The following is a 25,589-nucleotide window of genomic DNA, read 5'->3' as shown; positions in this document are numbered from 1 at the left end:
GGAGTCAGGAAATGTCCAGCATGCGGTCGAGGGCCAGCTTGGCGAGCGTTGCCTCGTGGGCAGGCACGGAAATCTGGTTGACCACCTTGCCTTCGACGAGGTTTTCCAGCGTCCAGGCCAGATGCTGCGGGTCGATGCGTTGCATGGTCGAACACATGCAGATGGTGGTTGCCATGAACTGGACGATCTTGTTCTGCGGCAAAACCTCCTTGGCCAGACGGTCGACCAGGTTGAGTTCGGTGCCGACCAGCCAGCGCGTGCCTTCCGGTGCTTCCTTGATGGTCTTGACGATGTGCTCGGTCGAGCCGACGTAATCGGACGCGGCGCAGACTTCGAAATTGCATTCGGGGTGGGCGATGACCTTGCCTTCGGGATATTTGGCGCGGAAGGCGTCGATGTGCGATTTCTGGAACATCTGGTGCACCGAGCAGTGGCCCTTCCAGAGCAGGATTTTGGCCTTCTTGATCTGGGCCGGCGTCAGGCCGCCGAGTTCGAGGTCCGGGTCCCAGACGACCATTTCGTCCATCGCGATGCCCATGTTGTGACCAGTCCACCGGCCGAGATGCTGGTCGGGGAAGAACAACACTTTTGGCCGGCGCTCGAAGGCCCATTTGGCAATGGTGCCGGCGTTCGACGAGGTGCACACGATGCCGCCGTGCTCGCCGCAGAAGGCCTTGAGATCGGCCGCCGAGTTGATGTAGGTGACCGGGGTGACTTCCTCTTCAGCGTTCAGCACGCTGTTCAATTCGCGCCAGCAGCGCTCGACCTTGGCCAGGTTGGCCATGTCGGCCATCGAACAGCCAGCAGCGAGGTCGGGCAGGATGGCCTTCTGGTGCGGGGCGGTCATGATGTCGGCGACTTCGGCCATGAAATGCACGCCACAGAAAATGACGAATTCGGAGTCAGTCTGCGAGGCCAGGCGCGACAGCTTGAGCGAATCGCCGGTCAGGTCGGCGTATTGATAGACGTCGGCGCGCTGGTAGTGATGGCAGAGGATGACGGCCCGCTTGCCGAGCTTGGCGCGGGCAACGCGGATGCGCTCATGGCAGGCCTCGTCGGAGAGGCGATTGAAGGGGTCGAAGGCGATGGTGGCTGTTTGCATGCTGTACTCTGATCTCTGGCCATTTCATTATTGGCCGTTTTTTCCGGTTGACCGTGGGATTATCCCTGAATCCACGGCAATCCGGCCTTGCGCCAGCCACCGATGGTGTTGCGATGCCCGTTGGCATCCTTGTCACCCTCGAAGCCTTCGAGGATGTTGTAGCAGGTGTTGTAACCGGCTTCGCTGGCGGCGGTAGCCGCTGCGACCGAGCGTACGCCGCTGCGGCAGAGGAACATGACCAGCGCTTCAGGATCGACCTGACGCTTGAGTTCAGCCACGAAGTTCGGGTTGCGCACGCCGCCCGGATATTGATTCCACTCGATCTCGACGGCGCCGGCGACGCGGCCGACCCAGTCCCACTCGGCCCGGGTCCGCACATCGACAATTCTTGCGCCGGGCGCCAGACGCAACAAGTCGCTGGCCTCCTGCGGCGTCAGCTCGCCCTGATAGGCGCGGCCAAGGGCATTGCCGCGCGCCTGGGCCAGACTGAGTATCTCGGTTAACTTTCCCATAATGTCCAACTGCTAAAATTGCACATTAATAGTATAGGGCAGACATCATGGGACTTGAGCATCACCTCGCCGTCTCCGCCACGCCGGCCGAGCGCTCGGCCGCGGCGCAGAAGGCGACCTGGGTCAGCGTTGCGGTCAATCTGGTGATGACCATCGCCCAGTTGATCGTCGGCTGGCTGGCCCATTCGCAGTCGCTGGTCGCCCACGGATTGCATTCATTCTCCGACCTGCTGTCGGACTTTCTCGTCATTTACGCCAGCCGGCAGAGCGCCCAGCCGGCTGACCAGTCCCATCCCTACGGCCACGCCCGCGTCGAAACCGCCGCGACCTTGGTCCTCGGAACTTCTCTGACCTTGATCGGCGGCGGCATCCTCTGGGAATCGGGCATGCGCCTCCAGCACATCGAGGCCTTGCCGACCGTCCAGTATTCGGCGCTGTGGGTGGCGGTGGCCACCGTCATCGCCAAGGAGGGGCTGTATCGCTACCTGATCCGCGTTGCCGAACGGCTACGCTCACAACTGCTCATTGGCAACGCCCTGCATACGCGGGCGGATGCGGCGTCGGCGTTGGTTGTTGTGGTTGGCATCGGCGGTGCGCTGCTCGGCTGGTCTTTCCTCGACCTGCTGGCGGCGGCGCTGATGGGCTTCATGATCCTGCATATGGGCGCCGGTCTGGCCTGGGGGGCGATCAAGGAATTGATTGACACCGGCCTCGACGACGTCCAGGTCGAAGCCATCCGGAAAACGCTGCTGGCGACGCCAGGCGTGCGTGACCTGCATCAACTGCGGACCCGGCGCATGGCGCATCAGGCACTGGTCGATACCCATGTCCAGGTTGATTCCCGGATCAGCGTTTCCGAAGGTCATCGCATTGCCGAATCGGCCCGCGCCCGAGTCCTGCGCGAACATCCCGAGGTGCTCGACGTGCTCGTCCATATTGACCCTGAAGATGACATGGATCCGGACTCGTACGCCACGCGATTGCCGGCGCGGGATGCCTTGCTCAGCGAACTGCAGCCATTGCTCGTCGGTCTGCCTGAACCGGAAAAAATCGTCCTGCACTACCTGAAAGGCCAGGTCGAAGCAGAAATCTTCTTCAGTCATGCCCTGTTTCAAAACGGCGAGGCGCTTCGGCAAGCCGAGAACCTTCTGGTCGATCGCCTCAAGCTGCACCCCTTGATTCGACGCGTATCGCTGAATTGTCTAATTGCACCAGAATAGTGCATAAATTTCGCGAGTTGCACGATTGCGGTGCGTCAATTCTTTGTTTAAACCCTGCATCTCGTTGTGGCAAAATACAAAGATTACTCGTCAGCCTTTGGCACACTTTCTGCTAAATGTACTGGGTTACGATTTTTTGATTGTCGCCGGATCGCCCGGCAACTTGTTTTCTTAGGAGATTAAGGCTTATGGCAACCCCGCAAGACGTGCTCAAGATGATCAAGGAAAACGACGCCAAGTTCGTCGATTTCCGTTTCACCGATACCCGTGGCAAGGAACAGCACGTCACCGTGCCGGTTTCTGCCTTCAGCGAAGACAAGTTCGAAAACGGTCACGCTTTTGACGGCTCCTCGATTGCCGGCTGGAAGGGCATTCAAGCCTCTGACATGCAGTTGAATCCGGATCCGGCAACCGCCTACATCGACCCGTTCTTCGACGAAACCACCGTTGTTCTGACCTGTGACGTGATCGATCCGACCGATGGCCGTGGTTACGACCGCGACCCGCGCTCCATCGCCAAGCGCGCTGAAGCCTACCTGAAGTCCTCCGGCATCGGCGATACCGCCTACTTCGGTCCGGAACCGGAGTTCTTCATTTTTGACGGCGTCGAGTGGTCTGTCGACATGTCCGGCTGCTCCCTGAAGATCCACTCTGCCGAAGCAGCCTGGGGTTCGGGCGAAAAGAACGACGGCTCCGGCTCCACCGGCCACCGTCCGACCGTCAAGGGCGGCTACTTCCCGGTTCCTCCGGTCGACAGCCTGCACGACATCCGTTCGGCCATGGTGCTGACCCTGGAAGCCCTCGGCTGCCCGGTTGAAGTTCACCACCACGAAGTCGCCACTGCCGGCCAGTGCGAAATCGGTACCGTGTTCAACACCCTGGTCAAGCGTGCCGACCAGACCCAGATCCTGAAGTACGTGGTGCACAACGTCGCCCATCAGTACGGCAAGACCGCTACTTTCATGCCGAAGCCCATCGTTGGTGACAACGGTTCCGGCATGCACGTGCACCAGTCGATCTGGAAGGATGGCAAGAACCTGTTCGCCGGCGACGGCTATGCAGGCCTGTCCGAACTGGCCCTGTTCTACATCGGCGGCATCATCAAGCACGCCAAGGCGCTGAACGCCATCACCAACCCGGGTACCAACTCCTACAAGCGTCTGGTCCCGCACTACGAAGCTCCGGTCAAGCTGGCTTACTCCGCCAAGAACCGTTCTGCTTCCATCCGCATCCCGTACGTTGCCTCCACCAAGGCTCGTCGTATCGAGACCCGTTTCCCGGATCCGATCGCCAACCCGTACCTGTGCTTCTCCGCGCTGCTGATGGCCGGCCTGGATGGTATCCAGAACAAGATCCACCCGGGCGATCCGGCTTCCAAGAACCTGTACGATCTGCCGCCGGAAGAAGATGCTGCCATCCCGACCGTCTGCGCTTCCCTCGAAGAAGCTCTGGCATCCCTGAAGGCTGACCATGAGTTCCTGACCCGTGGCGGCGTCTTCTCCAACGACTGGATCGATGCCTACATCGACCTGAAGATGGACGAAGTGAACAAGGTTCGCATGACGACCCACCCGGTCGAGTTCGATCTGTACTACTCCTGCTAATCAGCCGGATACGCAAAGAGGGCGGGATTTCCCGCCCTTTTTTTGTTTACTTTTTCCTGGCTCGGCCGTTAAGTCCGGTACACTCAAAAAAATGACAGGAATGATGACGATGATGCGCAGTCCGCTTGCCCTGCTTGTCGCTTTGTTGCCGCTCTCGGTTTCGGCCCAGACGATTTACAAATGTGTCGATGCCAATGGCAACACCACTTATGCTAGCGCGCGACTCGAAAAGAATTGCAAGGTAATCTCCAGTGGTCAGGAGAATGCCATTCCGGCGCCGCCAAAAGCCAGGCCGGGGGGGGCTGCAGCCAATCCCTCACCAGCAGGCTTCCCGCGTGTGCAGGAAGATACCCAGAGGGCGCGCGATGGTGATCGCCGCCACATTCTGGAACAGGAACTGGCTGGCGAACAGCGTAGTCTGGAGCAGGCGCGCAAGGACCTGTCGGAGCAGCAGGCTGCCGGTTCGTCCAGCGACCGCATTGCCCCCTATCGCGACCGCGTCGGCCAGCATGAACGTAATATCCAGGCGATTCAGAAAGAACTGACCAACCTGCGTTAGGCGCCAGGCATCCGGACCTTGTACCAGGCCGCGTAGAGGGCTGGCAGGAAAAGCAGGGTGAGCGCGGTGGCGACGATCAGGCCACCCATGATGGCCACGGCCATCGGTCCGAAAAAGTCGTTGCGCGATAGCGGAATCATCGCCAGTACCGCCGCTGCCGCAGTCAGCACGATGGGTCGGAAACGCCGGACTGTCGACTCGATAATCGCTTCATGGCGCGGTTTGCCAGCTGCCATGTCCTGCTCGATCTGATCGACGAGAATCACCGAGTTGCGCATGATCATTCCGAACAGCGCAATGGTGCCAAGCAGCGCCATGAAGCCGAAAGGTTGCCGGAAAACGAGCAGGAACAGCGCTATCCCGATGATGCCGAGCGGCGCGGTGAGCAGCACCATGACGACGCGAGAAACGCTTTGCAACTGGATCATTAGGATGGTGATCACGGCCAGTACGAAGAGGGGGATGCCGGCCATCACCGAGCCGGAGCCCTTGGAGGATTCCTCGACCGAGCCTCCGGTGGCGATGCGATAGCCGTCGGGCAAGGTGGCCTGGATGGCATCGATCTCCGGTTTGATGCGGTCGACGACCGTGGCAGGCTGAATCTTGCCGTACAGGTTGCCGCGCACCGTGATCGTTGGCAGGCGGTCGCGGCGCCAGATCAGTCCTGCTTCGAAGCTGTGTTTGAGACGGCCGATCTGGCTCAGCGGAACGCTCTTGCCGGCCCGTGTCGGTACCGACAGATCATCCAGTGACGACAGGTGGCTGCGTTCCTCGCGATCACCGCGCAGCACGACGTCGATGCTCTTTTCGCCTTCGCGGTAGCTGGTCACTGTATAGCCGTTGAGCGACATGTTGAGCAGCGCGGCAATATCCTGGCTGGAAACGCCGAGCAGGCGGGCCTTGTCCTGATCGATTTCGATCTCGACCGACTTCGACAGTTCGCTCCAGTCGACGTTGACGTTTGACAACTCCGGATTCTCGCGCATGACCGTGGCGACCTTGGCGGCTGCCTGGCGCAGCGTGGCGATGTCTTCGCCGGAAATGCGGTATTGCACCGGATAGCCGACCGGCGGGCCATTTTCGATGCGGGCGATGTTGCCGCGAGCAGCGAAGCTGTCATTTTCGAACAGTTTGATCAGTCGACCTCGGACGGCTTCCCGCGCCTCGACATCGCGCGTCACGATGACTATCTGGCCGACATTGCTGGCCGGCAGTTGCTGGTCCAGGCCGAGGTAATAGCGCGGTGCTCCTGACCCGACGAAGGCCATGTAATGCTCGAACTGGTCGAATTCCGCTTTGTCCCTGTCCAGCCACTGTTCAAGGCGCTTTGCCTCGGCGTTGATGGCGGCAATCGATGCCCCCTCAGGCAGGCGCAGTTCGACATTGAGTTCGAGGCGGGTCGAGTTCGGGAAGAACTGCTTCTGAACCTTGATCATGCCGACGATGGATAGTGCAAACAGGATGATGGTGACGCCAATGACCAGCCAGCGCCGCCCGACGCACCAGCTGACCAGTTGGCGAAAGCGGGTATAGAACGGCGTACCGTAGACATCATGGTCTTCGGCGTGGGCTGGGCCGTTCAGGCCGATCTTGTCGAACAGGCGGGCGAGGCGGGGCAGGCGTTTTTCCAGGCGGCTGCTCTGGTGCGCAGCGTGCGGGTTGGGCAGCAACTTGTAGCCGAGCCAGGGAATGGCAATGACGGCGGCCAGCCATGAAATGAGCAGGGCGACGGCGTTGATCTGGAAGAAGGCAAAGGCGTATTCGCCGGTCGATGACTTGGCCAGCGCAATCGGAATGAAGCCGGCGACGGTGACCAGTGTGCCGGAGAGCATCGGCCCGGCCGTACTCGTGTAGGCGAAGGAGGCGGCGCGGGTGCGTTCCCAGCCCTGTTCCATCTTCACCCACATCATCTCGACGGCAATGATCGCATCGTCGACCAGCAGGCCGAGCGCCAACACCAGCGCGCCGAGCGAAACCTTGTGGAGGCCGACATTGAACAGGTACATGGCGAGGAAGGTGGCGGCCAGCACGAGCGGAATGGAGATGGCGACGACCAGTCCGGTACGGATGCCGAGGCTGATGAAGGTGACGAGCAGCACGACGATCACCGCTTCGGCCAAGGCGTGCGTGAAGGCCTTGACCGAGCGCGCGACGGCTTCCGGCTGGCTGGTTGCGACGCCGATATCGACGCCGACCGGCAAAGCTTCCTGCAGTTTGGCGATGCGCGTGTTCAGGGCCTTGCCGAGTTCGATGATGTCGCCACCCTTTGCCATCGATACGCCAATGGCGAGGGCGGGCTTGCCGCCAAAACGGACTTGGGTGCCGGGCGGATCGATGGTGCCGCGCTTGATGTCAGCGATATCGCCGAGCCGGAAGCTGCGGCTGCCAGCCCGGATCAGGGTATCGGCCACGGCCTGTACGCTGTTGAAAGCCCCGCCGGGCCGAATCTGGATGCGCTCGCTGGCCGTCTCGAAGAAGCCGGTGCCGGCTACGGCATTCTGCTGATTCATCGCCTGGACGATGGTCGCCTGGTCGATGCCCAGCGTGGCGAGCTTGGCATTGGAGAGTTCGACGTAAATCTTCTCGTCCTGAATGCCAAAGATTTCAACCTTGCCGACTTGTGGCACACGCAGCAGTTCATCGCGAATGCGCTCGGCCTGGTCCTTTAATTGCGGATAATCGAAGCCTTCCGCGGTCAACGCGTAAATGTTGCCAAAAACATCGCCGAACTCGTCGTTGAAGAACGGCCCCTGAATGCCGCCCGGCAAGGTGTGGCGAATGTCGCCGATTTTCTTGCGGACCTGGTAGAAAACGTCGGGCACATTGGCTGGCGGCGTGCTGTCCTTGGCGAAGAACATTACAGTCGATTCGCCGGGTCGGGAAAAGCTGGAAACGCGGTCGATGTAAGGTGTTTCCTGCAGCTTTTTCTCGATCTTGTCGGTCAGTTGCTGCTCGACCTGACGTGCCGTGGCGCCCGGCCACAGGGTGCGGATGACCATGATCTTGAAAGTGAAGGGCGGGTCTTCGGCCTGGCCGAGCTTGCCGTAGGCAAAAACACCCATCAATGCGATGGCGAGCAGGAAGTAGCCAACCAGCGTGCGGTGGTGCAGCGTCCAGTCGGACAGGTTGAAGCGGTGGCTCATCGCTTAGCGCTGCCGATCCGGCGTCGTGGCCGGTCTGGCTTGAACTTCCTGACCGTCGACCAGCTTGCCGGCGCCGCTGATGATGACCAGTTCGCCGGCCTCCAGTCCGCCATTCAACTCCACTCCATCTTCCCGGAAACGGGAGACCTGCACGGGCCGGGAGACGACCTTGCCATCCTTGACGACGCGGACCAGCGGGCCTTGCCCGAGATTGATCACGGCGCTCAAGGGGACGAGAAGCTTGTTATCCGCGGCGCCATCGAGGATAACGCGTGCCGTCATGCCGAGGCGTACCTCGGGCGGCGGGTTGTCGATGCGGATGCGTGCAGCGTAGGTGCGCGTTGCCGGATCGGCGGCGGGCGACAGTTCGCGCAATTCGCCGCGCAAGGAAATTTTCGGTTCGGCCCACAGGCTGACGGCGAGGTTTTTGGCTGCTTTCAATTCGGCCAAACGGCTTTCGGGAATGGCGATGGCAACTTCCTTCTCTTCCGGGCGAGCAATGCGCAATACAGCCTGGCCGGCTGTCACGACCTGGCCGGCATCGGCGAGAACGGCCGCGACGACGGCTGGAAACTCGCTGCTCAGGGTGCCGTAGCTGGTCTGGTTGCCGCTGATGCGGCTCTGAGCGCGGGCCTGTTCGAGGCGGGCCCGGGCGTTGTTGAAGGCGTTGTCCTTGGCGTCAAAAGCGGCCTGGCTGACGAATTTTTTGGTGACCAGGTCGGAGTAGCGTTCGCGCTCGGCGCGTGCCGTAGCGTGCTCACTTTCGGCGGCCGCCAATTGGGCGCGGGCGGCAACAGCGGCCAGTTCAAGATCGGCTGGATCGAGGCGGGCCAGCGCCTGGCCGGCTTTGATTTCGGCGCCGGCATCGACCAGACGGGCGGCGATTTTGCCGCCAACGCGGAAAGCCAGATCAACCTCATGGCGGGCACGGATCTCGCCGGTATAGACGCTGCTGGTCAGTGGTGCACTGGCTGCGGCCTGGACCAGCACGGCACGGGACGCCGGTGGCGTTGTATCGCCAGCCTGGCAGCCGGCGAGAACGGTAGCTGCAGTTATCAGAAAAAGGGCAACACGAGGGGCGGTCTTGATCATTTGGGGAGGTCCGGGGGACAGTGTTCGGATGATAATGAACGATTGGTCAGTAACGCAAGTTATCATCAGTAGGGGGTGTCGAATCGCTACAATGGCGGGCATGAACGTTACTCATTCTTCCTTTGCCGGCCTTGATCTGCTGGCTTCGGCAGTGCTCCTGCTGGATGACGCACTGGCCATCCGCTATATCAACGCGGCCGGCGAAAACCTGCTGGCCGTGAGCAGCCGCGCCGTGATTGGTCAGACACTGACGGCGGTATGCACTTGCTCTGCGACCTTGCAATCGGCCCTCGACAATGGTCTGAACAACAATTGGGGCTACACCGGCCAGAATGTCGAGTTGAAACGCAGCGATGGCGAAGTGCTCAACATCAACTGCACGGTGACGCCGCTACGTCCGGATATCGCCCCGGGCGTCCGTCTGTTGCTTGAGTTGCAGCCGATCCAGCATCATCTGGCGGCAACCCGCGAAGAGCGCCTGATCGAGCAGCAGCAGGTCAGCCGTGAGCTGATCCGCAATCTGGCCCACGAAATCAAGAATCCGCTCGGCGGTATTCGTGGCGCGGCGCAATTGCTGGAGCATGAGCTGGGCAATCCGTCGCTCAAGGAATACACCCAGGTCATCATCAAGGAGGCGGATCGCCTGCAGGACCTGATGCAGCGCCTGTTGACCCCGCACCGGGCGATGCTGCCGACGACGGTCAATATTCACGAGATCCTCGAGCGGGTGCGTAGTCTGCTGACTGCCGAGTTTCCGGGGTCGTTGAGCGTTCGGCGCGATTACGATACCAGCCTGCCGGAATTGGTCGGTGATCGCGAGCAACTGATCCAGGCAGTCCTCAATATTGCCCGCAATGCAGCGCAGGCCATGGGCGGCGAGGGCGAAATTGTTCTTCGTACCCGCTCGTTGAGGCAGGTGACCCTGGCCAAGAAGCGCTATCGTCTGGCCATGGAAATCAAGGTCATCGACAACGGCCCGGGCATCTCCGATGAAATCCGCGAGCGCATGTTCTACCCGCTGGTCTCCGGGCGCGAGGGCGGGAGCGGGCTGGGGCTGACCATCGCCCAGAATTTCATCCAGCATCATCATGGCACGATCAATTGTGTCAGCCGGCCCGGCCACACGGTCTTCACGCTGAATCTGCCGGTTGAGCAGGCGTGAGTCTTGCTTCTATTTGGGCCATTCTGAAAACAAAATGAGCCACCAAAATATGAAACCGGTCTGGGTCGTAGATGACGATCGCTCCATCCGCTGGGTGCTGGAAAAAACCCTGTCCCGCGAAGGTATCCCGTTCAAGAGTTTTGCCTCGGCCAGCGAGGCTATTTCGCAGCTCGAACAAGGAGTCGAACCGCCGCAGGTGCTGATGTCCGACATCCGCATGCCCGGCCAGTCGGGGCTGGAGCTGCTGCAGGAGGTGAAAACCCGTTTCCCTTCGGTGCCGGTCATCATCATGACTGCCTACTCCGATCTGGAAAGCGCGGTCGCTGCCTTCCAGGGTGGCGCCTTCGAATACCTGCCAAAACCCTTCGACGTCGATCAGGCAGTCGAACTGATCCGGCGTGCCATTGATGAATCGATGCACCAAAGCGGTGCAGCGGAGGAAGAGGGCCTGGTCCCGGAGATTCTTGGCCAGGCGCCAGCCATGCAGGAAGTTTTCCGCGCCATTGGCCGGCTGGCCCTGTCGCACGCGACGGTGCTGATTACCGGCGAGTCCGGCTCGGGTAAGGAATTGGTGGCGCGTGCCCTGCATCGCCATAGCCCGCGGGCCGACAAGCCATTCATCGCCATCAATACGGCGGCGATTCCCAAGGACTTGCTTGAATCGGAATTGTTCGGCCATGAGCGCGGCGCCTTTACCGGCGCCCAGGCCCAGCGGCGCGGCCGTTTCGAGCAGGCCGAGAGCGGTACGCTGTTTCTCGATGAAATTGGTGACATGCCGGCTGAGTTGCAAACCCGCCTGCTGCGTGTCCTGTCGGACGGGCACTTCTACCGCGTCGGCGGCCATTCGCCGATCAAGGCCAACGTGCGGGTCATTGCGGCGACGCACCAGAATCTCGACACGCGAGTCAAGGATGGTCTGTTCCGCGAAGACTTGTTTCACCGCCTGAACGTCATCCGTATCCGCCTGCCGGCCCTGCGCGAGCGCCGCGAAGACATCCCCTTGCTGACCCGGCATTTCCTGCAGAAGAGTGCGCGCGAGCTGGGCGTTGAAACCAAGCGGCTAACCGAAGCCGCCTTGAAATACATGAGCGGCCTCGATTTTCAGGGCAACGTTCGCCAACTGGAAAACCTTTGCCACTGGCTGACCGTCATGGCGCCGGGCCAACAGGTCGATATCAGCGACCTGCCCGGCGAACTGCGCGAGGCGACGCCGGTGTCGCTGGCCACTGACTGGGAAAGCGCGCTGGAAGGCGAGGCCGACCGCATGCTGGCGCGCGGCATTCCGGATATCCACGGCGTTCTGTCGCAGGTTTTCGAGCGCATCCTGATCTCCCGGGCGCTGGCCCATACCGGTGGTCGACGCATCGAGGCGGCGCAGGCGCTGGGCATCGGGCGCAACACAATCACCCGCAAGATCGCCGAACTCGGCATCGATGGCGGCAAGGAGCACGCGGCGGAGTAAAATCCGCCGCATGACACTGATTGATCCCGTCTTGCTGAAGGCGCGGCTGGCTGGTTTGGCCGGCCGCTTCGACGTCGACGCGCTGGATGAATGCGACTCGACGAGCAGCGAACTGATGCGCCGGGCCGAGCGCGGCGCGCCTTCCGGCTCAGTCGTCGTTGCCGACCGGCAAAGCGCCGGGCGCGGGCGGCGCGGACGCAACTGGCTGTCATCGCCGGAATCCAGTTTGACCTTTTCCCTGCTCTGGCGATTTCCCGGCAATGCGGCCAGCCTTAGCGGCTTGTCGCTCGCCGTCGGCGTCGGCCTCGCTGAGGCCATGGAAAATCTGGGCGCCAAAGGGGTTTGCCTGAAATGGCCGAACGACGTTCTGCTGCGTTCCGGCGACGATTTCGCCAAGCTGGCCGGCATCCTGATCGAGCTGTCGTCTGACCGTCGTGGTACGCAGGCGATTATCGGCATCGGCCTCAATCTCGTGCCGCCAACGGGCGATTTGCCGCAGCCGGCGGCGGGCTTGAGCCAGGCTTGTCCTCTCCTCATTGATCGCCACAATGTCCTGGCCGCCATCCTCGGCCAGTTGGCGGCCGTGCTCGACACTTTCACGGTCAACCGGTTTTTTGGCCTAAAAATGAAATGGCAGAGTTACCACGCCTGGCAGGATCAGGCTGTGCAAATCCTTGGCGACGGTGAAGATCCGAAGCGCGGCCGCTGTCTCGGCGTTGATGACGACGGCGCCCTGCTGCTCGAAACCGCCGCCGGGATCGAACGCATATTTTCCGGTGACGTCAGCCTGCGCCGCGCATGATCGTCTGTCTCGACAGCGGCAATAGCCGCATCAAATGGGGCGTGCATGACGGCAAGCAGTGGCTGGCCCAGGGCGCAATTGCGCACGCCGAGGTCGGGCAATTGCGACAGCTGGTCAGCGACTGGCCGCATCCCGACAAGATCATGCTGGCCAACGTGGCTGGCGCTGAGGCTGGCGAGCGAATTCGTGAGCGGCTTGCGCCATGGCTGCCGGTATTTTTTGAAGCGCGTTCGGAAGCCACGCGTTGCGGTGTCACAAACCACTATCGCAATCCGGGCCAACTCGGCGTCGACCGCTGGTGTGCGCTGATCGGCGCCCGTGGCCTGAGCCCGACCGCCGCCATCGTCGTCATGGCGGGAACGGCGACGACCATCGATACGCTCGACGCCGAGGGCAATTTCCTCGGCGGCCTGATCCTGCCCGGCGGCGAACTGATGCGCCGCTCGCTGGCTGCCGACACGGCTGCGTTACCGTTCGCCGATGGCCGTCACGCCGACTATCCGCGCTGCACCGACGACGCCATCGTCACCGGCTGTATCGAGGCGCAGGTCGGCGCCATCGAACGGGCCTGGCAGCGACTCGGCAATATCGACAAGGTCTGCCTGCTGTCCGGTGGCAATGCGGCCAGTCTGGCCCCGCATCTCGGCATCCGCTGGCGGGCCGTGGCCAATTTGCCCATGGAAGGTTTGTTCCGTCTGGCGCTTGACGCTTGAACAAACCTCGGCGAGCGGTGACAATCCGCTGTCATTGCGCCACCTCCGGGAGATTCCATGTTCGATCCGGTCATTAGCAGCCTGCCGGCCTTTGCCGGCTATTTCGCGACAGCCGTCGGGCTGCTTGCCGTCTTTCTCATTCTCTACGTTTTCGTCACGCCCTATAGCGAACTGGCCTTGATTCGCGAGGGTAATACCGCGGCGGCCATCAGCCTGGCAGGGGCCATCATCGGCTACGCCTTGCCGATTGCCGTGTCGGTGGCGGCCAGCCATAACATCTACGTCATGATCGGCTGGGGCGTCGTCGCCTGTGTCGTCCAGCTCATGGCTTATATCGTCGCCCGCTTCGCGCTGCCGCAGATCAATCTGAACATTCCGCAAGGCAAGATTGCCTCCGGGATTTTCCTCGCTTCGCTTTCCCTCGGCATCGGCATCCTCAACGCCGGCTGCATCGCCTGACCATTCAAGGAGAAAACTCATGGCTCTGATGGACTTCATCAAGAAACAGTTTATCGACATCCTGCAATGGACCGAGGATGGCGACGGCACGCTGGCCTGGCGCTTCCCGATGGCCGAGATGGAAATCCAGAATGGCGCCAGCCTGACGGTACGCGACTCGCAGTTGGCGCTGTTCGTCAACGAAGGCACGGTGGCCGATGTCTTTGCGCCCGGCATGTACAAGCTGACGACGCAGACGCTGCCGGTCCTGACCTACCTGAAGAACTGGGACAAGCTGTTCGAATCCCCGTTCAAGTCCGATGTTTACTTCTTCTCGACGCGCACCCAGATCGATCAGAAGTGGGGCACGCCGAACCCGATCACCATCCGCGACAAGGAATTCGGCATCGTCCGCCTGCGCGCCTTCGGTATCTATTCGTATCACCTGACCGACCCGAAGACTTTCTACCAGAAGATTTCCGGCACCCGCGATGCTTACACCTGCGAGGAGCTTGAAGGCCAGTTGCGCAACACCATGGTAGCCGGCCTGACCGACCTGTTCGGCGAATCCGGTGTGCCTTTCATCGACATGGCGGCCAATCAGGACGAATTCGGCAAGGCGATGCTGGCCAAGGCGGCGCCGATGTTTGCCGAGTACGGTCTGACCCTCGATTCGCTGGTCGTCCAGAACGTTTCGTTGCCGGAAGAACTGCAGAAGATTCTCGACCAGAAGATCGGCATGAACATGATCGGCGACATGCAGCGCTACACGCAGTACCAGGTCGCCAACAGCATTCCCGATGCGGCCAAGAACGAGGGCGGCATGGCAGCGATGGGCGTTGGTCTGGGGGCCGGTGTCGGCTTCGGGCAAGTCATGGGTCAGGCGATGGGCGCTGCATTGCAGCCGACGGCACCAGCCCCCGCAGCGGCGCCGATGTCGGCCGACGAAGTCGTGGCAACGCTCGAAAAGCTACACGGGCTGGTCGAAAAAGGCATCCTGAGCCAAGCCGAGTTCGATGCCAAAAAAGCGGAATTGCTCAAAAAACTGAGTTGACCGTAGCAACGTGGCTGTAACTGCCCACTGCCCTTCCTGCGGCGCGCCGGTTGTCTTCAAATCGGCGTCGTCGGTCTTTGCCGTCTGCGAATACTGTCAGAGTACGCTGGTTCGCCACGACCAGAATCTCGAAGACATCGGCAAGATGGCGGCGCTGGTCGAGGACCGTTCGCCGCTGCAGCTGGGCTCGGAAGGCAGTTACAAAGGCATCCATTTCGCGCTGATCGGGCGCATCCAGATCAAGTACAGCCAGGGGATATGGAACGAGTGGCACCTGCTCTTCGACGACATGCGCACCGGCTGGCTGTCGGAGGCGGGCGGTGAGTACGTGCTTACCTTCGCGCAGTTTGTGCCCGAGGCGCTGCCGCAATTTGACGACCTCAAGATCGGTCAGCGCTTTGTGCTGGCCAGCCAGACCTGGACCGTCAGCAACATCGAAAACGCCGAGTGCGTGGCCGGCCAAGGCGAATTGCCATTCAAGGTGGGCGCCGGCTATCCGGTTGCTGCGGTCGACCTGAGAAATCAGGCGAATTTCGCCACGCTGGATTATTCGGAAACGCCACCGTTGTTGTTTGTCGGCGAGGCGGTCGACTTTGCATCGCTGAAAATGGCCAACCTGCGTGACGGCATGGCCATTCCGACCAAGGCGGTCGAAGCCCGCGTTTTCCGCTGCCCAAGCTGCGGCTCGCCGATGGCAGCCCGCTCGCGGGAAATTCTCGCCGTTGGCTGCGCTTCCTGTGGCGCTGTGGTTGATACCGCCGACGAGAGCTACAAGATTCTGTCGAAGTCGCTCGGCATGCGCGACGAGAAATACTCGCCACGCCTGCCGTTGAGCAGCAAGGGGCGACTTGAGGGCAACCCGGTCGAAGTCATTGGCTTTCTCGTCAAACGCTGCGTGGTCGACGGTCTGGCCTACCACTGGAGCGAGTACCTTCTGGCCGCCGAACATGGGACATATCGCTGGTTGACCGAATACAACGGTCACTGGAATGTCGTTGATGTGCTGTCCAAACCGCCGGTGGGTGGCATTGTCGAAGTCGATAACGTTCGTTTTGGCGGGCAGGTTTTCAAACATTTTTCGACCACGCAGGCGGCGGAGGTCGTGCAGGTGGCCGGCGAGTTTACGTGGCGGGTCCGGCGCGGCGAAACCAATCGCGTCGTCGATTACGTGGCGCCGCCGCTCATGCTGTCGAGCGAATCGACCGGCAATGATCTGAGCTGGTCACAAGGCAGCTACGTCGAGCCGCAAGTGATCGCCGAGGCTTTCAAGCTTAAAGCGGATTTGCCCGAGCCGACAGGCGTTTTCGCCAACCAGCCGAATTCATGGAGCGAGACGAATCGGCGAATCTGGGGGCTGTTCTGGAAGCTGGCGCTGGCCGCCATTCTGGTTCAGGCTTTCTTCATCTTCGTTTCCAGCGGCAAATTGCTGCTGCGCCAGGACTTCACCTTCGAGCCGCTGCGCGGCGAGGAGGTGCAGACCCGCGAATTCGAGGTCACCGGCAAGCCGCGCAAAATTGCCGTGAAGAACCAGACCTCGCTCGACAACAACTGGATCGGCCTCGACATGATGCTGGTTAACAAGGTGGCCGGCGCCGCCTGGCCAGCAGCCCGCGAACTGTCCTTCTACAGCGGCTACGACGACGGTCGGTGGACCGAGGGTAGCCAGAGCGACGAAATCGTCTTTCTGAATATCCCGGCCGGCACCTACTACCTGACGCTCGACCCGGACATGGCGCCGGAAAAACAGGTTGCGGTGCGCGATACCGTTGAAGTGCATACGGCCGGCGCCGGCTGGTCGAACTTCGTGCTGGTGATGATCTTCCTGATCATCTTCCCGATCTTCAGCGCCATGCGCCATGCTGCTTTCGAGGCGCGGCGCTGGGCCGAAAGCGACCATGCGCCGGTGAGCAGCGACGATTCGGATGGAGACGACTGATGTTCGATAAACTGACTCTCGCCACCGGTGTCTTCGCCGTGCTGTTCTTTGCTTACGCCCAGCAGCAGGGCTGGAACATGTTCGATAACGTGGCCAACCCATCGCACGGCGGCTCCGGCAGCAGCCGGACCTACCACAAGTAGTCGGCTAGTCCCCGCCTCCACCGCAGCCGCCACCGTCTCCTCCGCCGTCGGAGCTTCCAGAGTCGCCGGAACACCCGCCGCTACCTCCACCGCAACCGATGTGACTGGCGCAATAGCCTGAACCCGCCGCGCCACCACTCGCCGCCAGGCAGTCCAGTTGATAGACGAAGCCGCCGGCAATGCCCAGCGCGGCATCCAGCGCAAACAGGCGGGGCAGTCGTTCCGGTGCTTTCGGGTTGATCTTCTCGTGCGCGCAGGCCAGCCGCCAGGCGCGCTTGATGCCGTCGCTGGCCTGCGTCGGCGTGCGCATCGCTTCGGCTGGCGTGTGGTGCAGGAAGCGGCCGAAGGCATGGCGACAGAATTTGTCGTACTGGCGCGTGAACAGGATGAACTCGTGCCAGGCGTCGTCTGCCGCCTGCGATGGCATGGCGACCATGTGGCGCCCGGCCTTGCGGCAAAGCTGGAAGTAATCGTCCAGTGCGGCGAAAACCTCGTTGCGCTGCTCCGCACTCAGCTCCGGTCGGCGCGCCGCCAGACGCTTGTCGAGAAAACGCTGGTAAGGATAGGCAGCGATATACGCGCCGCGCCGCTGCCGGCTCCAGTTGCGCCAAAGCACCACGCTGGCCAGTACCAGCAGCGAAATGAGGATGACCTTGCCCATATTCAGCCGTTGATGTCGAAGCAGAGATATTTGATTTCGAGGTAATCCTCGATGCCGTACTTCGAGCCTTCGCGGCCGAGGCCCGATTGCTTGATGCCGCCGAAGGGCGCGACCTCGTTCGAAATCAGCCCGGTATTGACGCCGACCATGCCGTATTCGAGCGCCTCGCCGACGCGCCAGCAACGGCCGACATCGCGCGTGAAGAAATAGGCGGCCAGGCCGAACTCGGTGTCGTTGGCCATGGCGATGGCCTCGGCTTCGGTTTCGAATTTGAAGAGTGGGGCGACCGGGCCGAAGGTTTCCTCGCGGGCGACCTTCATGGCGGTTGTCACATCGGCCAGCACGGTCGGCTGGAAGAAGTTGCCGCCGCGTTCGTGACGGGCGCCACCGCACAGCAGGCGGGCGCCTTTGTCGAGCGCATCGGCGACATGGGCCTCGACCTTGCTCAGGCCGGCGGCGTTGATCAGCGGGCCTTGGGCGACGCCGGCTTCGGTGCCGTCGCCAACCTTGAGGCCACGCGCCTTCTCGGCGAACTTGCTGGCGAATTCCTCGTAGATGCCTGACTGCACGAGAAAGCGATTGGCACAGACGCAGGTCTGGCCGGTGTTCCGGTATTTTGCCGTCAAGGCGCCGTCGACCGCAGCATTGACATCGGCGTCGTTGAACACGATGAAGGGCGCGTTGCCGCCGAGTTCGAGCGACAGTTTCTTGATGGTCGGCGCGCATTGCGCCATGAGCAGGCGGCCGACGGCAGTCGAGCCGGTAAACGAAAGCTTGCGGACGATGGGATTGGCGCACAACTCGCCGCCGATTTCGGCCGGCTTGCCGGTCACCACGTTCAACACCCCGGCCGGGAAACCCGCCTGCTCGGCCAGCACAGCCAGCGCCAGGGCGCTGAGCGGTGTCGCTTCGGCCGGTTTGATGACGACCGGGCAACCGGCGGCGAGGGCCGGCGCCACCTTGCGGGTGATCATGGCGAACGGGAAATTCCACGGCGTGATCGCCGCACAGACGCCGATCGGTTGCTTGATGACGATCAGTCTGGTGTTCGACGCCGGGCTGGGAATGCTTTCGCCGTAAGTGCGCTTGCCTTCTTCGGCAAACCATTCGATGAAGGAGGCGCCGTAGATGACTTCGCCCTTGGCTTCGGCCAGCGGCTTGCCGCATTCGGCCGTGATGATCTGCGCCAGATCGTCGGCGTTGTCGAGAATCAGCCGGTTCCAGGTCTGCATGATCTGGGCGCGGCGCTTGGCAGTCAGGGCGCGCCAGGCCGGCCAGGCGGCGTTGGCGGCGTCGATGGCCCGACGGGTTTCGGCGGCGCCGCAGAGCGGCACTTCGCCGATCTGCTCGCCGGTCGCCGGGTTGATCACGACGAAGGTCGAACCATCGTCAGCAGCATTCCAATTTTGGCCAATTTTTCCGGTTGACCGTAGCAAGTCGCTGTTATGCAGTTTCATGGTCTTGAAAATTCCTGTAAAAACGGTAAGTTGGCAACTGTTTCGAGAAAGAGCTTTAGCCTGATGCGCGTGACCACCCTGTTGCTCTCCCTGATCTCGGCCCTGCTCGTCGCTGCCTGCGGCAGCCCCTTGTCGCGTTTCGGCTCGTCGTCGGAAACTATAACGCAAGGCTCGCGCTCGGTCAGCGAGAAGGGCAATGAAGTCGTCTTCTACGCCATGGGGCTGATCGATACCGGCTACCGTTTTGGCGGCAAGAACCCCGAAGCCGGGCTCGATTGCAGCGGCATGGTCAGCTATATCTACGGCCGGGCGGCGGGCTTGAAGGTCCAGGGCAGTGCCGCCGACATCGCCCGCAACGGCCGGGCGATCGAGCGCGCCGAACTACGGCCCGGTGATCTGGTTTTCTTCAATACCCTCAACCGCTCGTATTCGCATGTCGGGATATTCATCGGCGATGCGCGCTTCATCCATGCCCCATCGACCAACGGGAAGGTCCGCATCGACCGTCTCAGTGACAGCTATTACGCCTCGCGTTTTGAAGCGGCGAGAACGTTCTTCGACTGAACTCAGCTGGTGCCGGACTCGATCGCCGCAGCGACCCGGTGCCGTAGTTCGTCGAGGTCGTCGGTCGAGATGCCGAGAAAGTCCAGCGCCCGCTCGAACAAATCGTTGCCGACCTCGATGTCCTCATCAAGTATTTCGCTGAGCAGGTGCTCGGCGACCTGAGTTACCGCAATCAGCGAAAGTGCACCGCCCGGCAAAGTCCGGTCCGGCAGGTCGTAGGCGTCTTTCTCGTGATGAAAGCGGATGGCCTGACCGAGAATCGCCGGCAACCCCCAGTTGCGCACCAGCAACGAGCCAACGACGGGATGGCTGCAGGGGAAGTACTGTTCCTCGGCCACATTAAGCATGATGCCTTCGCGACGGCATTTTTCGAGCACCTCACCGTAATTTGGGAAGCGCCGCATTAATAGTGGTATCGCCGCGTCGTGAAACAACGCGTAAGTGTAGGCAGCGTCAGCCGAAATTCCGTACTGGCGGCGGGCAATCATGCTCGATGCAAGGGACAGCATCGTTGTCCGCTTCCAGAATTGCTCGATCCACGCCGCCGGGAGGCCCGTGACGCTGGCGCGCAGGGCCGAAGCAACGACCACGCAGACGACATTCTTGGTCCCGAGACGCTCGACGGCCTTGCGTACGCTGGAAACCGGACTGCTCGTGCCAAACAGCGGAGAATTGGCGAGTTTCAGGGCGGAGGCCGACATGCCTGCATCGCTGCCAATGATCTCGGCGAGCCGAATCAAGTCCGGCTCGTCTTTTTGCCCTTCTTCCATGGCGTCGCAGACCATGCGCGGGCAAGTCGGGATGTCTATGGTCGCAATGACTTTCTGCAGGTCTTCAGGCGACAGTTCGTGGCTGCTAAGGGACATGGCAATTTGATAATTTATGCAATATTGTTGATTCGATGGAGCTTAATCGATCAGGTGTCATGGACGCAAGGCTTCGCTTGGGGGTAGAATCCTCCCCTCTCAAAGCGCCCGTAGCTCAGCTGGATAGAGTACTGCCCTCCGAAGGCAGGGGTCACTGATTCGAATTCAGTCGGGCGCACCAATATTCAATGACTTAGGCCGCCTTGTGTGGCCTTTTTCATGCCTGTACGGAATCTGTACGGAAAACCGGAAAAATCTCATCAGTGTTCATTGAGACCTGTTAGTTTTTCTAACATGCTGATTATGTTGCATTTGTTCGCAGAGGCCGCTATAGTTGGCCCACGATCCAACTGAACCCATAAAACCGCGAACCCGTTTCTGAAAAGCGCCTGCATCTAATAGGCGCTACCAATTTAGTCGAGGGCACCAGAACCCAGTGCAGCCCGCAGAAATCAACCTGCGTCATTGGCTCCCTTCTGGTAACGATTGAATTGGAGATACCTGCCCACGTGGATCGAACCCGGCACCCTGCTGTAGTTGCGCCCCCACATTTTGCGCACCTGCGGCAAACCGGAGACACCCATGTCTAGCATTGAAAATGTTGTTGCCGCGTCCGGCCGCCTGCTCACCGTCAAAGAGACTCTTGCTGTTTTGCGCATTGGCCGCACTAAGGCTTACCAATTGATTGGGGAGGGCAAGCTCCAGGTCGTCAAGTTTGGACAGCGCACGACTCGCGTTAAAGCTGAGTCTGTCGAATACCTGATTGCCAACGGCATCTGAGGGGCTCAATCGTGCGCACCCCCTCAGAAGTGAAAAAGGCCGCACCGGCTGGCACCGGCACGACCTCAGATACTGCGCACGTCGCAGATTCTACCGCAAGCTATTCTGACAAGATCACCGTTCTCGAAACCGTCGGGCCTTGTCTGACCAAGGTCTATAAATCCGACGGCACGACTGATGCCTATGACGACGCGGCCAGCTTCAAGGTCAAGACCGTCGAGGTGGCCGACCTGCCCTCCCTGGCCACGCTGCTCGGCAAGCTGCACAAGAACAAGAAGCGTTGCCTGATCGCCGGGGCGCCGAAGGACGAGATGCAGCCCGGCAACGTCCAGGGCTCGGTGACGCGGACCAACGCCAACTTCGACGACCAACCGCTGCACTCCTTCGTGATCGACATCGACGGCTACCGACCGGGCTTTGCTGACCCCGTACTGGAGACCGAGCTGGCCGTGCTGGACTTCCTGACCGAGAAGTTGCCAGCCTGTTTCCGGACCGCCAGCTTCTACTGGCACCTCTCGAGCTCGGCAGGCATGCCCGGCAAGGAGGGCATCCTCAAGTGCCACCTGTGGATGTGGTCAAAGACGGCATACACGACAGCCCAGATGTATGAGTGGGCCAAGTCTTACACGCCGGCCATCGACAAGGCGGTCTATCGCCGGGTCCAGATCCGCTACACGGCCGACCCCATCTTCGAGGAAGGCCGCATCGACCCTGTGCCGGTCCGCTCCGGCTGGCATCAGGGCGAGACGGACTACGTCGATCTGGTCATTACGCAAGATATTCTGACCGCCGCCCGAGAGCAAGGCGCTGGCCAGGGTGGCAGCGATATGAAGCTGGTCGACCCCTCGGAGAAGTCCGGCCTGGTCGGTCTCTACAACAAGGTGTTCACCGCTGAGGAGGTGCTGCTGACCCACCTCGAGGGCGAGTTCGAGGGCGTCTCGGAGCGTCGTTACACCTGGCACAACGGGGGCGGCACGCCGGAGGGCGTGTGGGTGCACGATGACGGCATGCACGTCGGCTCGTCGCACAATACCTGGCCGATCGACGGCATCGCTAATCTGTGGGATCTGGTTCGGGTGTTCAAGTTCGGTCACCTCGACCAGTCGGACGACGCTTTCGAGCAGGAGGACATCGACAGCCTGCCGATCAATGCTAAGCCGTCCAATCTGGCGATGCTGGAGTGGGCGGGGAAGCTGCCGGAGCTGCTGGAGGCGGCGCGCGAGGATAGCCTGCGTGAGCACGAGGAGCGGGCTGCTGTTGTCGCTTCGCTCATCCAGGCTATTGCCGCTGCGGAAACGCCTCTCAAGATGGCGGCAGAGGTTGTGCCGGCCATCAAGGCTGCGATGGCTGAGAATGGATTTCAGCCGCACGAGCAGGCGGAGCTGGAGAACTCTATTGCTAAGCGATTTACCGCTCTGTCTCCGAGTAAAGCCAAGCTCTCAGCGAAGGCCTTGCGTGAAATGCTGGCGCCTGAGGAGGATGAGACCATTCGGGTTTTCGATCTGGAGATGGGGCTCGTCAAGCAGGTGCTCGATGACTGGTTCGCTTCAGGCAAGCACCTGACTTTCATTGGTGACAGTTGGTGGTTGTATCGTGGTGGCGTTTGGAAGCAGACGGATTCGAGCCTGGTTGAGAACCGTGTGCAACGGAGCATTCAGCGCATCTTGGCAGGAGCAAGCAAAGAGGTCAGGGCCTTGACCAAACTGCTGCGTGAGTCGGAACGTGGGGACTACCTGAACGCTCTGACGACCGCAGTCTGTGGAAACCTTCGTAGGTTCTGTGCGAAGGACGACAAGGCCAGTGACCCCCTCAACTTGAAAGGGAGTTTTCCCGAGTCTGTTATCAATTGCCGAAATGGCGAACTCTGGTTCGACGAAGAGGGCAACGTGGAATTTGTCGACCATGACCCGGCCCACAAGCTGACTTTCCAGATATCTACCAGCTACGAGCCCACGGCAGACTGCCCAAAATTCAAAGCAGCCCTGGCTTTGGTTTTCAAGGAGTGCAAGTCCCCTGCTGAGGTGACCCGGCATTTCCTTGAGTTGATGGGGACCGTAATTCAGCCCCGTCGAATTGAAGCTATGTGGATGCTGCTGAAAGGTAGGGGAGAGAACGGGAAGACTTTCCTCGTCGATATCATCGAGGCTGTGATGGGTGGGGGCGCCTGCCTGAAGGGGAGCATCGCCGATGCTGCTGCCGGGAAGGACAACCATTTCACCTCATCATTGGTCGGGAAACTCGCCTTCATTGATGACGATGTGAAGCAGGGGGTTTTGCTTCCTGACGACTGGTTGAAGAAGCTGTCCGAGGAGAAGGTTCTTACCGCCAATCCCAAGAACAGCTCGACGTTCCAATTCACCAGTCGGGCGACCATGATCATGCTGGCTAACCATTGGCCACGCACGGCAGACACGAGCCACGGTATGACACGGCGAGCACACGTGATCGAATTCAAGCACCAACTCACCGAGGGCGAGAAAGATCCCAATCTGAAGCAGTACATCATGCGCGATGAACTGCCTGGTGTGCTGAATCTTCTGGTCGAGGCCTGGCAGCGCGTTTTGCAGCGCGGCCGCTACCAGCGTCCAGATGAAGTTACCAAAGCAGCGGATACGTGGATGCGCTCAGCGAACACCACGGATTGCTTCTTCCGGCAGATGCTGGTCAGCGATCCAACTGCACCCGCAATCAAGCTGACCATCATTGAGCGCTTTTACAAGTCCTGGATGGCGGAGCATGAACCGAGGGCAACCGTTCTAGGTAAGCAGGCATTTAAAGGTGCCTTGCAGAATGCAGGGTTCAGCCTCTTTACTCGGCACAACCAGCTCGTCGTCCGCGAAGTCTCGATCAACCCCTTGGCTGGTGACGACGCGCCGGCCGACTACGTTGCCGATGAGGTAGCGGAGAGAAAAGCTGAGCGGGAAGCGATGGACCTATACAACAAGACTTTTGGTCGAGCGGATTCGGTTGAGGAGGACTTTAAGGACTGAGGGGGATTTTGTGGGGGAAAAGGTGGGGGATTTCTTGGGGAGCGACAAAATCGCTCCTCTTTTTATTTTATGGAGGGGAGTTTCATGGGGGATTTGAGGGTTTTCTATTGAGCTACTTTTTAGAAAAATAATTGACTCGAAAGAGACCGAAAAATTTATTTAATAAGTACGTAGGTTCAATAGGGGCGAATCCCCCACGTTATTCCCCCTATTGCAGCGCGGCCGTGGTGGCTCACCCGGCATCGACCAGTTCGCGAAGTTCTTTGCCGGCCTTGAAGTGAGGCACCCATTTTCCTGGAACGGCTACCGTCTCGCCGGTCTTTGGATTTCGGCCGGTTCTCGGCGCGCGGTAGTTCAAGCCAAAGCTGCCGAAGCCCCGGATCTCTACCCGACCACCTGAACTCAAGGCACCGCCAACGGCGCCGAGTATCTCAGCGACAGATATCTCGGCATCTTGACGGGCGAGGGTGGGGAAGCGTTGCGCCAGCTGTGCGATGAGGTCAGAGCGTGTCATTTTTGCGCACCACTCCTTTTGGGGTGTCCCTCAGGAGAGCATCCCGCTGGTCAAAGGCACAATGTTTTGCCGATTCCGCTTGTGCCTCTCTGAGGCGATCAAGCAATCCCGGTGATGAGGCCCTGTTGCCAGCGACATCGCTATCAACCTGGCTTTGAAGTGCTGCAACAACTGCTTTTGCTATCTCGCACGCGATACCCATCCCGGCCTCCCCCCTCTAGGAGAAGGAATATTACCGTGGTTACCAGGGGCAAATAGCAGATTGATATTAGGAGGGGCTATCGGACTATCGCAGGCATCTAAACGCCACACATTGCCGTCATGCCCTGCAAACCCTCTGACCTCCTGTCATTCCGCCAGATAGCCGAGAACTACCAAGGCGCTGGAACTGTTGCTACCTGGCGCTGCAGGCTGCGCCGCAACACCGGCGGATTGAGATCCGTCGTCCGCCGCGTAGGTGGCAGCCTTCGGGTGAAACGAGCTGACCTCGAGGCATACCTTGACCGTCGTGCCTGAGTCCTGCAATGACACCAACGGCAACCAACCTCGAACGACTGGCGGAGATCGATCGCCGCGTCACAGCGCTACTCGCGGATTTGCCGGGGTTGTGGGTCACCAGCGAGGAAATCGCCGAGTGCGTCGATATCTCGCTGAAGGTCGCCTCGCGGTGCGGGATACGACTCGCGAGGGCCGGCGCTCTCGCGCAGCGAACCGTGTTCTGGACGTCTGCCAGATCTCGGAGGCGAGATCGCTATGAGTTCTGTTTTGAACCTACTGGCGGCCACGCCTGGCGACAGCGCTTACCTGAATGGCTT

23 protein-coding genes and 1 tRNA gene are annotated in these 25,589 nt (G+C 60.7%); 15 read left to right on the top strand and 9 right to left on the bottom strand.

Annotation, left to right across the window (positions count from 1 at the left end; genetic code table 11):
* Positions 1-4: 4 nt before the first annotated feature.
* The gene (gene nadA, locus WBK19_RS01955) at positions 5-1,102 is read right to left on the bottom strand and encodes a quinolinate synthase NadA (protein WP_511286443.1); all 1,098 of its coding nucleotides are present in this window, start codon (positions 1,100-1,102) and stop codon (positions 5-7) included.
* 59 nt (positions 1,103-1,161) lie between these two features.
* The gene (locus WBK19_RS01950) at positions 1,162-1,614 is read right to left on the bottom strand and encodes a rhodanese-like domain-containing protein (protein ID WP_511286441.1); all 453 of its coding nucleotides are present in this window, start codon (positions 1,612-1,614) and stop codon (positions 1,162-1,164) included.
* Positions 1,615-1,661: 47 nt separating this feature from the next.
* On the opposite strand from WBK19_RS01950, the gene WBK19_RS01945 reads away from it, so the two are divergent.
* From WBK19_RS01945 to WBK19_RS01935, 3 genes are all read left to right on the top strand, one after another.
* Positions 1,662-2,834: a cation diffusion facilitator family transporter gene (locus tag WBK19_RS01945; RefSeq protein WP_511286439.1), complete on the top strand. Its 1,173-nt coding sequence runs from the start codon at positions 1,662-1,664 to the stop codon at positions 2,832-2,834.
* Between the two features lie 188 nt (positions 2,835-3,022).
* A complete protein-coding gene (gene glnA, locus WBK19_RS01940) occupies positions 3,023-4,438 on the top strand; it encodes a type I glutamate--ammonia ligase (protein ID WP_511286437.1) in 1,416 nt (471 codons plus the stop codon).
* Between the two features lie 109 nt (positions 4,439-4,547).
* Complete coding sequence (locus WBK19_RS01935; RefSeq protein WP_511286435.1) at positions 4,548-4,997, top strand: DUF4124 domain-containing protein; 450 nt, start codon at positions 4,548-4,550, stop codon at positions 4,995-4,997.
* Here the strand turns inward: WBK19_RS01935 and WBK19_RS01930 are convergent.
* Both WBK19_RS01930 and WBK19_RS01925 read right to left on the bottom strand, forming a co-directional pair.
* Positions 4,994-8,140: an efflux RND transporter permease subunit gene (locus WBK19_RS01930; RefSeq protein WP_511286433.1), complete on the bottom strand. Its 3,147-nt coding sequence runs from the start codon at positions 8,138-8,140 to the stop codon at positions 4,994-4,996. The genes WBK19_RS01935 and WBK19_RS01930 overlap by 4 nt on opposite strands.
* A gap of 3 nt (positions 8,141-8,143) precedes the next feature.
* Positions 8,144-9,232 (bottom strand): efflux RND transporter periplasmic adaptor subunit, encoded by a 1,089-nt coding sequence (locus WBK19_RS01925; protein ID WP_511286431.1) that lies wholly within the window; start codon positions 9,230-9,232, stop codon positions 8,144-8,146.
* A 91-nt stretch (positions 9,233-9,323) separates the two neighbouring features.
* Between WBK19_RS01925 and glnL the strand changes: the two genes are divergently transcribed.
* Genes glnL through WBK19_RS01885 form a run of 8 tightly spaced genes read left to right on the top strand, consistent with a single transcriptional unit; the run spans position 9,324 to position 16,942 of the window.
* Positions 9,324-10,394, top strand: coding sequence for a nitrogen regulation protein NR(II) (gene glnL / locus WBK19_RS01920; RefSeq protein ID WP_511286429.1), 1,071 nt, complete (start codon positions 9,324-9,326; stop codon positions 10,392-10,394).
* 49 nt (positions 10,395-10,443) lie between these two features.
* Positions 10,444-11,856, top strand: coding sequence for a nitrogen regulation protein NR(I) (ntrC, locus tag WBK19_RS01915; protein ID WP_511286721.1), 1,413 nt, complete (start codon positions 10,444-10,446; stop codon positions 11,854-11,856).
* Between the two features lie 10 nt (positions 11,857-11,866).
* Entirely contained in the window at positions 11,867-12,658 is a 792-nt protein-coding gene (locus WBK19_RS01910; protein WP_511286427.1) for a biotin--[acetyl-CoA-carboxylase] ligase, read from the top strand.
* Positions 12,655-13,371 carry a type III pantothenate kinase gene (locus tag WBK19_RS01905; RefSeq protein WP_511286425.1) on the top strand — a complete coding sequence of 239 codons (717 nt, stop codon included), beginning with the start codon at positions 12,655-12,657 and terminating at the stop codon, positions 13,369-13,371. The genes WBK19_RS01910 and WBK19_RS01905 overlap by 4 nt, the downstream gene beginning before the upstream one ends.
* A gap of 57 nt (positions 13,372-13,428) precedes the next feature.
* Positions 13,429-13,830, top strand: a complete 402-nt coding sequence (locus tag WBK19_RS01900) for a DUF350 domain-containing protein (RefSeq protein WP_511286423.1) — start codon at positions 13,429-13,431, stop codon at positions 13,828-13,830.
* Positions 13,831-13,849: 19 nt separating this feature from the next.
* Positions 13,850-14,863, top strand: a complete 1,014-nt coding sequence (locus WBK19_RS01895; RefSeq protein WP_511286421.1) for an SPFH domain-containing protein — start codon at positions 13,850-13,852, stop codon at positions 14,861-14,863.
* A gap of 10 nt (positions 14,864-14,873) precedes the next feature.
* Positions 14,874-16,799, top strand: a complete 1,926-nt coding sequence (locus WBK19_RS01890) for a DUF4178 domain-containing protein (protein WP_511286419.1) — start codon at positions 14,874-14,876, stop codon at positions 16,797-16,799.
* Positions 16,799-16,942 (top strand): hypothetical protein, encoded by a 144-nt coding sequence (locus WBK19_RS01885; protein ID WP_511286417.1) that lies wholly within the window; start codon positions 16,799-16,801, stop codon positions 16,940-16,942. The genes WBK19_RS01890 and WBK19_RS01885 overlap by 1 nt, the downstream gene beginning before the upstream one ends.
* A 4-nt stretch (positions 16,943-16,946) precedes the next feature.
* Here the strand turns inward: WBK19_RS01885 and WBK19_RS01880 are convergent, their stop codons facing one another.
* Both WBK19_RS01880 and WBK19_RS01875 read right to left on the bottom strand, forming a co-directional pair.
* Positions 16,947-17,603: a glycine-rich domain-containing protein gene (locus WBK19_RS01880; RefSeq protein WP_511286415.1), complete on the bottom strand. Its 657-nt coding sequence runs from the start codon at positions 17,601-17,603 to the stop codon at positions 16,947-16,949.
* Positions 17,604-17,605: 2 nt separating this feature from the next.
* The gene (locus WBK19_RS01875) at positions 17,606-19,060 is read right to left on the bottom strand and encodes an NAD-dependent succinate-semialdehyde dehydrogenase (RefSeq protein WP_511286413.1); all 1,455 of its coding nucleotides are present in this window, start codon (positions 19,058-19,060) and stop codon (positions 17,606-17,608) included.
* Positions 19,061-19,123: 63 nt separating this feature from the next.
* Here WBK19_RS01875 and WBK19_RS01870 point away from each other — a divergent pair, with 63 nt between their 5' ends.
* On the top strand, positions 19,124-19,624 hold the full coding sequence (locus WBK19_RS01870) for a C40 family peptidase (RefSeq protein WP_511286411.1): 501 nt from the start codon (positions 19,124-19,126) through the stop codon (positions 19,622-19,624).
* Positions 19,625-19,626: 2 nt separating this feature from the next.
* On the opposite strand, the gene WBK19_RS01865 is transcribed toward WBK19_RS01870, so the two are convergent.
* Positions 19,627-20,490, bottom strand: a complete 864-nt coding sequence (locus tag WBK19_RS01865) for an HDOD domain-containing protein (protein WP_511286409.1) — start codon at positions 20,488-20,490, stop codon at positions 19,627-19,629.
* 104 nt (positions 20,491-20,594) lie between these two features.
* Between WBK19_RS01865 and WBK19_RS01860 the strand changes: the two genes are divergently transcribed.
* The 3 genes from WBK19_RS01860 to WBK19_RS01850 all read left to right on the top strand — a co-directional run bounded on the left by WBK19_RS01860 (position 20,595) and on the right by WBK19_RS01850 (position 24,260).
* Positions 20,595-20,671 (top strand) — tRNA-Arg (locus WBK19_RS01860).
* Positions 20,672-21,072: 401 nt separating this feature from the next.
* Positions 21,073-21,270, top strand: coding sequence for a helix-turn-helix transcriptional regulator (locus WBK19_RS01855; RefSeq protein WP_511286407.1), 198 nt, complete (start codon positions 21,073-21,075; stop codon positions 21,268-21,270).
* Positions 21,271-21,281: 11 nt separating this feature from the next.
* The gene (locus WBK19_RS01850) at positions 21,282-24,260 is read left to right on the top strand and encodes a phage/plasmid primase, P4 family (RefSeq protein ID WP_511286405.1); all 2,979 of its coding nucleotides are present in this window, start codon (positions 21,282-21,284) and stop codon (positions 24,258-24,260) included.
* 232 nt (positions 24,261-24,492) lie between these two features.
* Here the strand turns inward: WBK19_RS01850 and WBK19_RS01845 are convergent, their stop codons facing one another.
* Together WBK19_RS01845 and WBK19_RS01840 are read right to left on the bottom strand one after the other, a co-directional pair.
* Positions 24,493-24,774, bottom strand: coding sequence for an integration host factor subunit beta (locus tag WBK19_RS01845; protein ID WP_511286403.1), 282 nt, complete (start codon positions 24,772-24,774; stop codon positions 24,493-24,495).
* Positions 24,775-25,122: 348 nt separating this feature from the next.
* The gene (locus tag WBK19_RS01840) at positions 25,123-25,305 is read right to left on the bottom strand and encodes a hypothetical protein (protein ID WP_511286401.1); all 183 of its coding nucleotides are present in this window, start codon (positions 25,303-25,305) and stop codon (positions 25,123-25,125) included.
* Positions 25,306-25,589: the final 284 nt, after the last annotated feature.

The sequence above is a fragment of the Azonexus sp. genome (assembly GCF_049652925.1).
In the GTDB taxonomy this organism is placed as follows: Bacteria; Pseudomonadota; Gammaproteobacteria; order Burkholderiales; family Rhodocyclaceae; genus Azonexus.
Note: the sequence above shows the minus strand (reverse complement) of the source record. Positions and strands in the feature narration are given on the sequence as shown.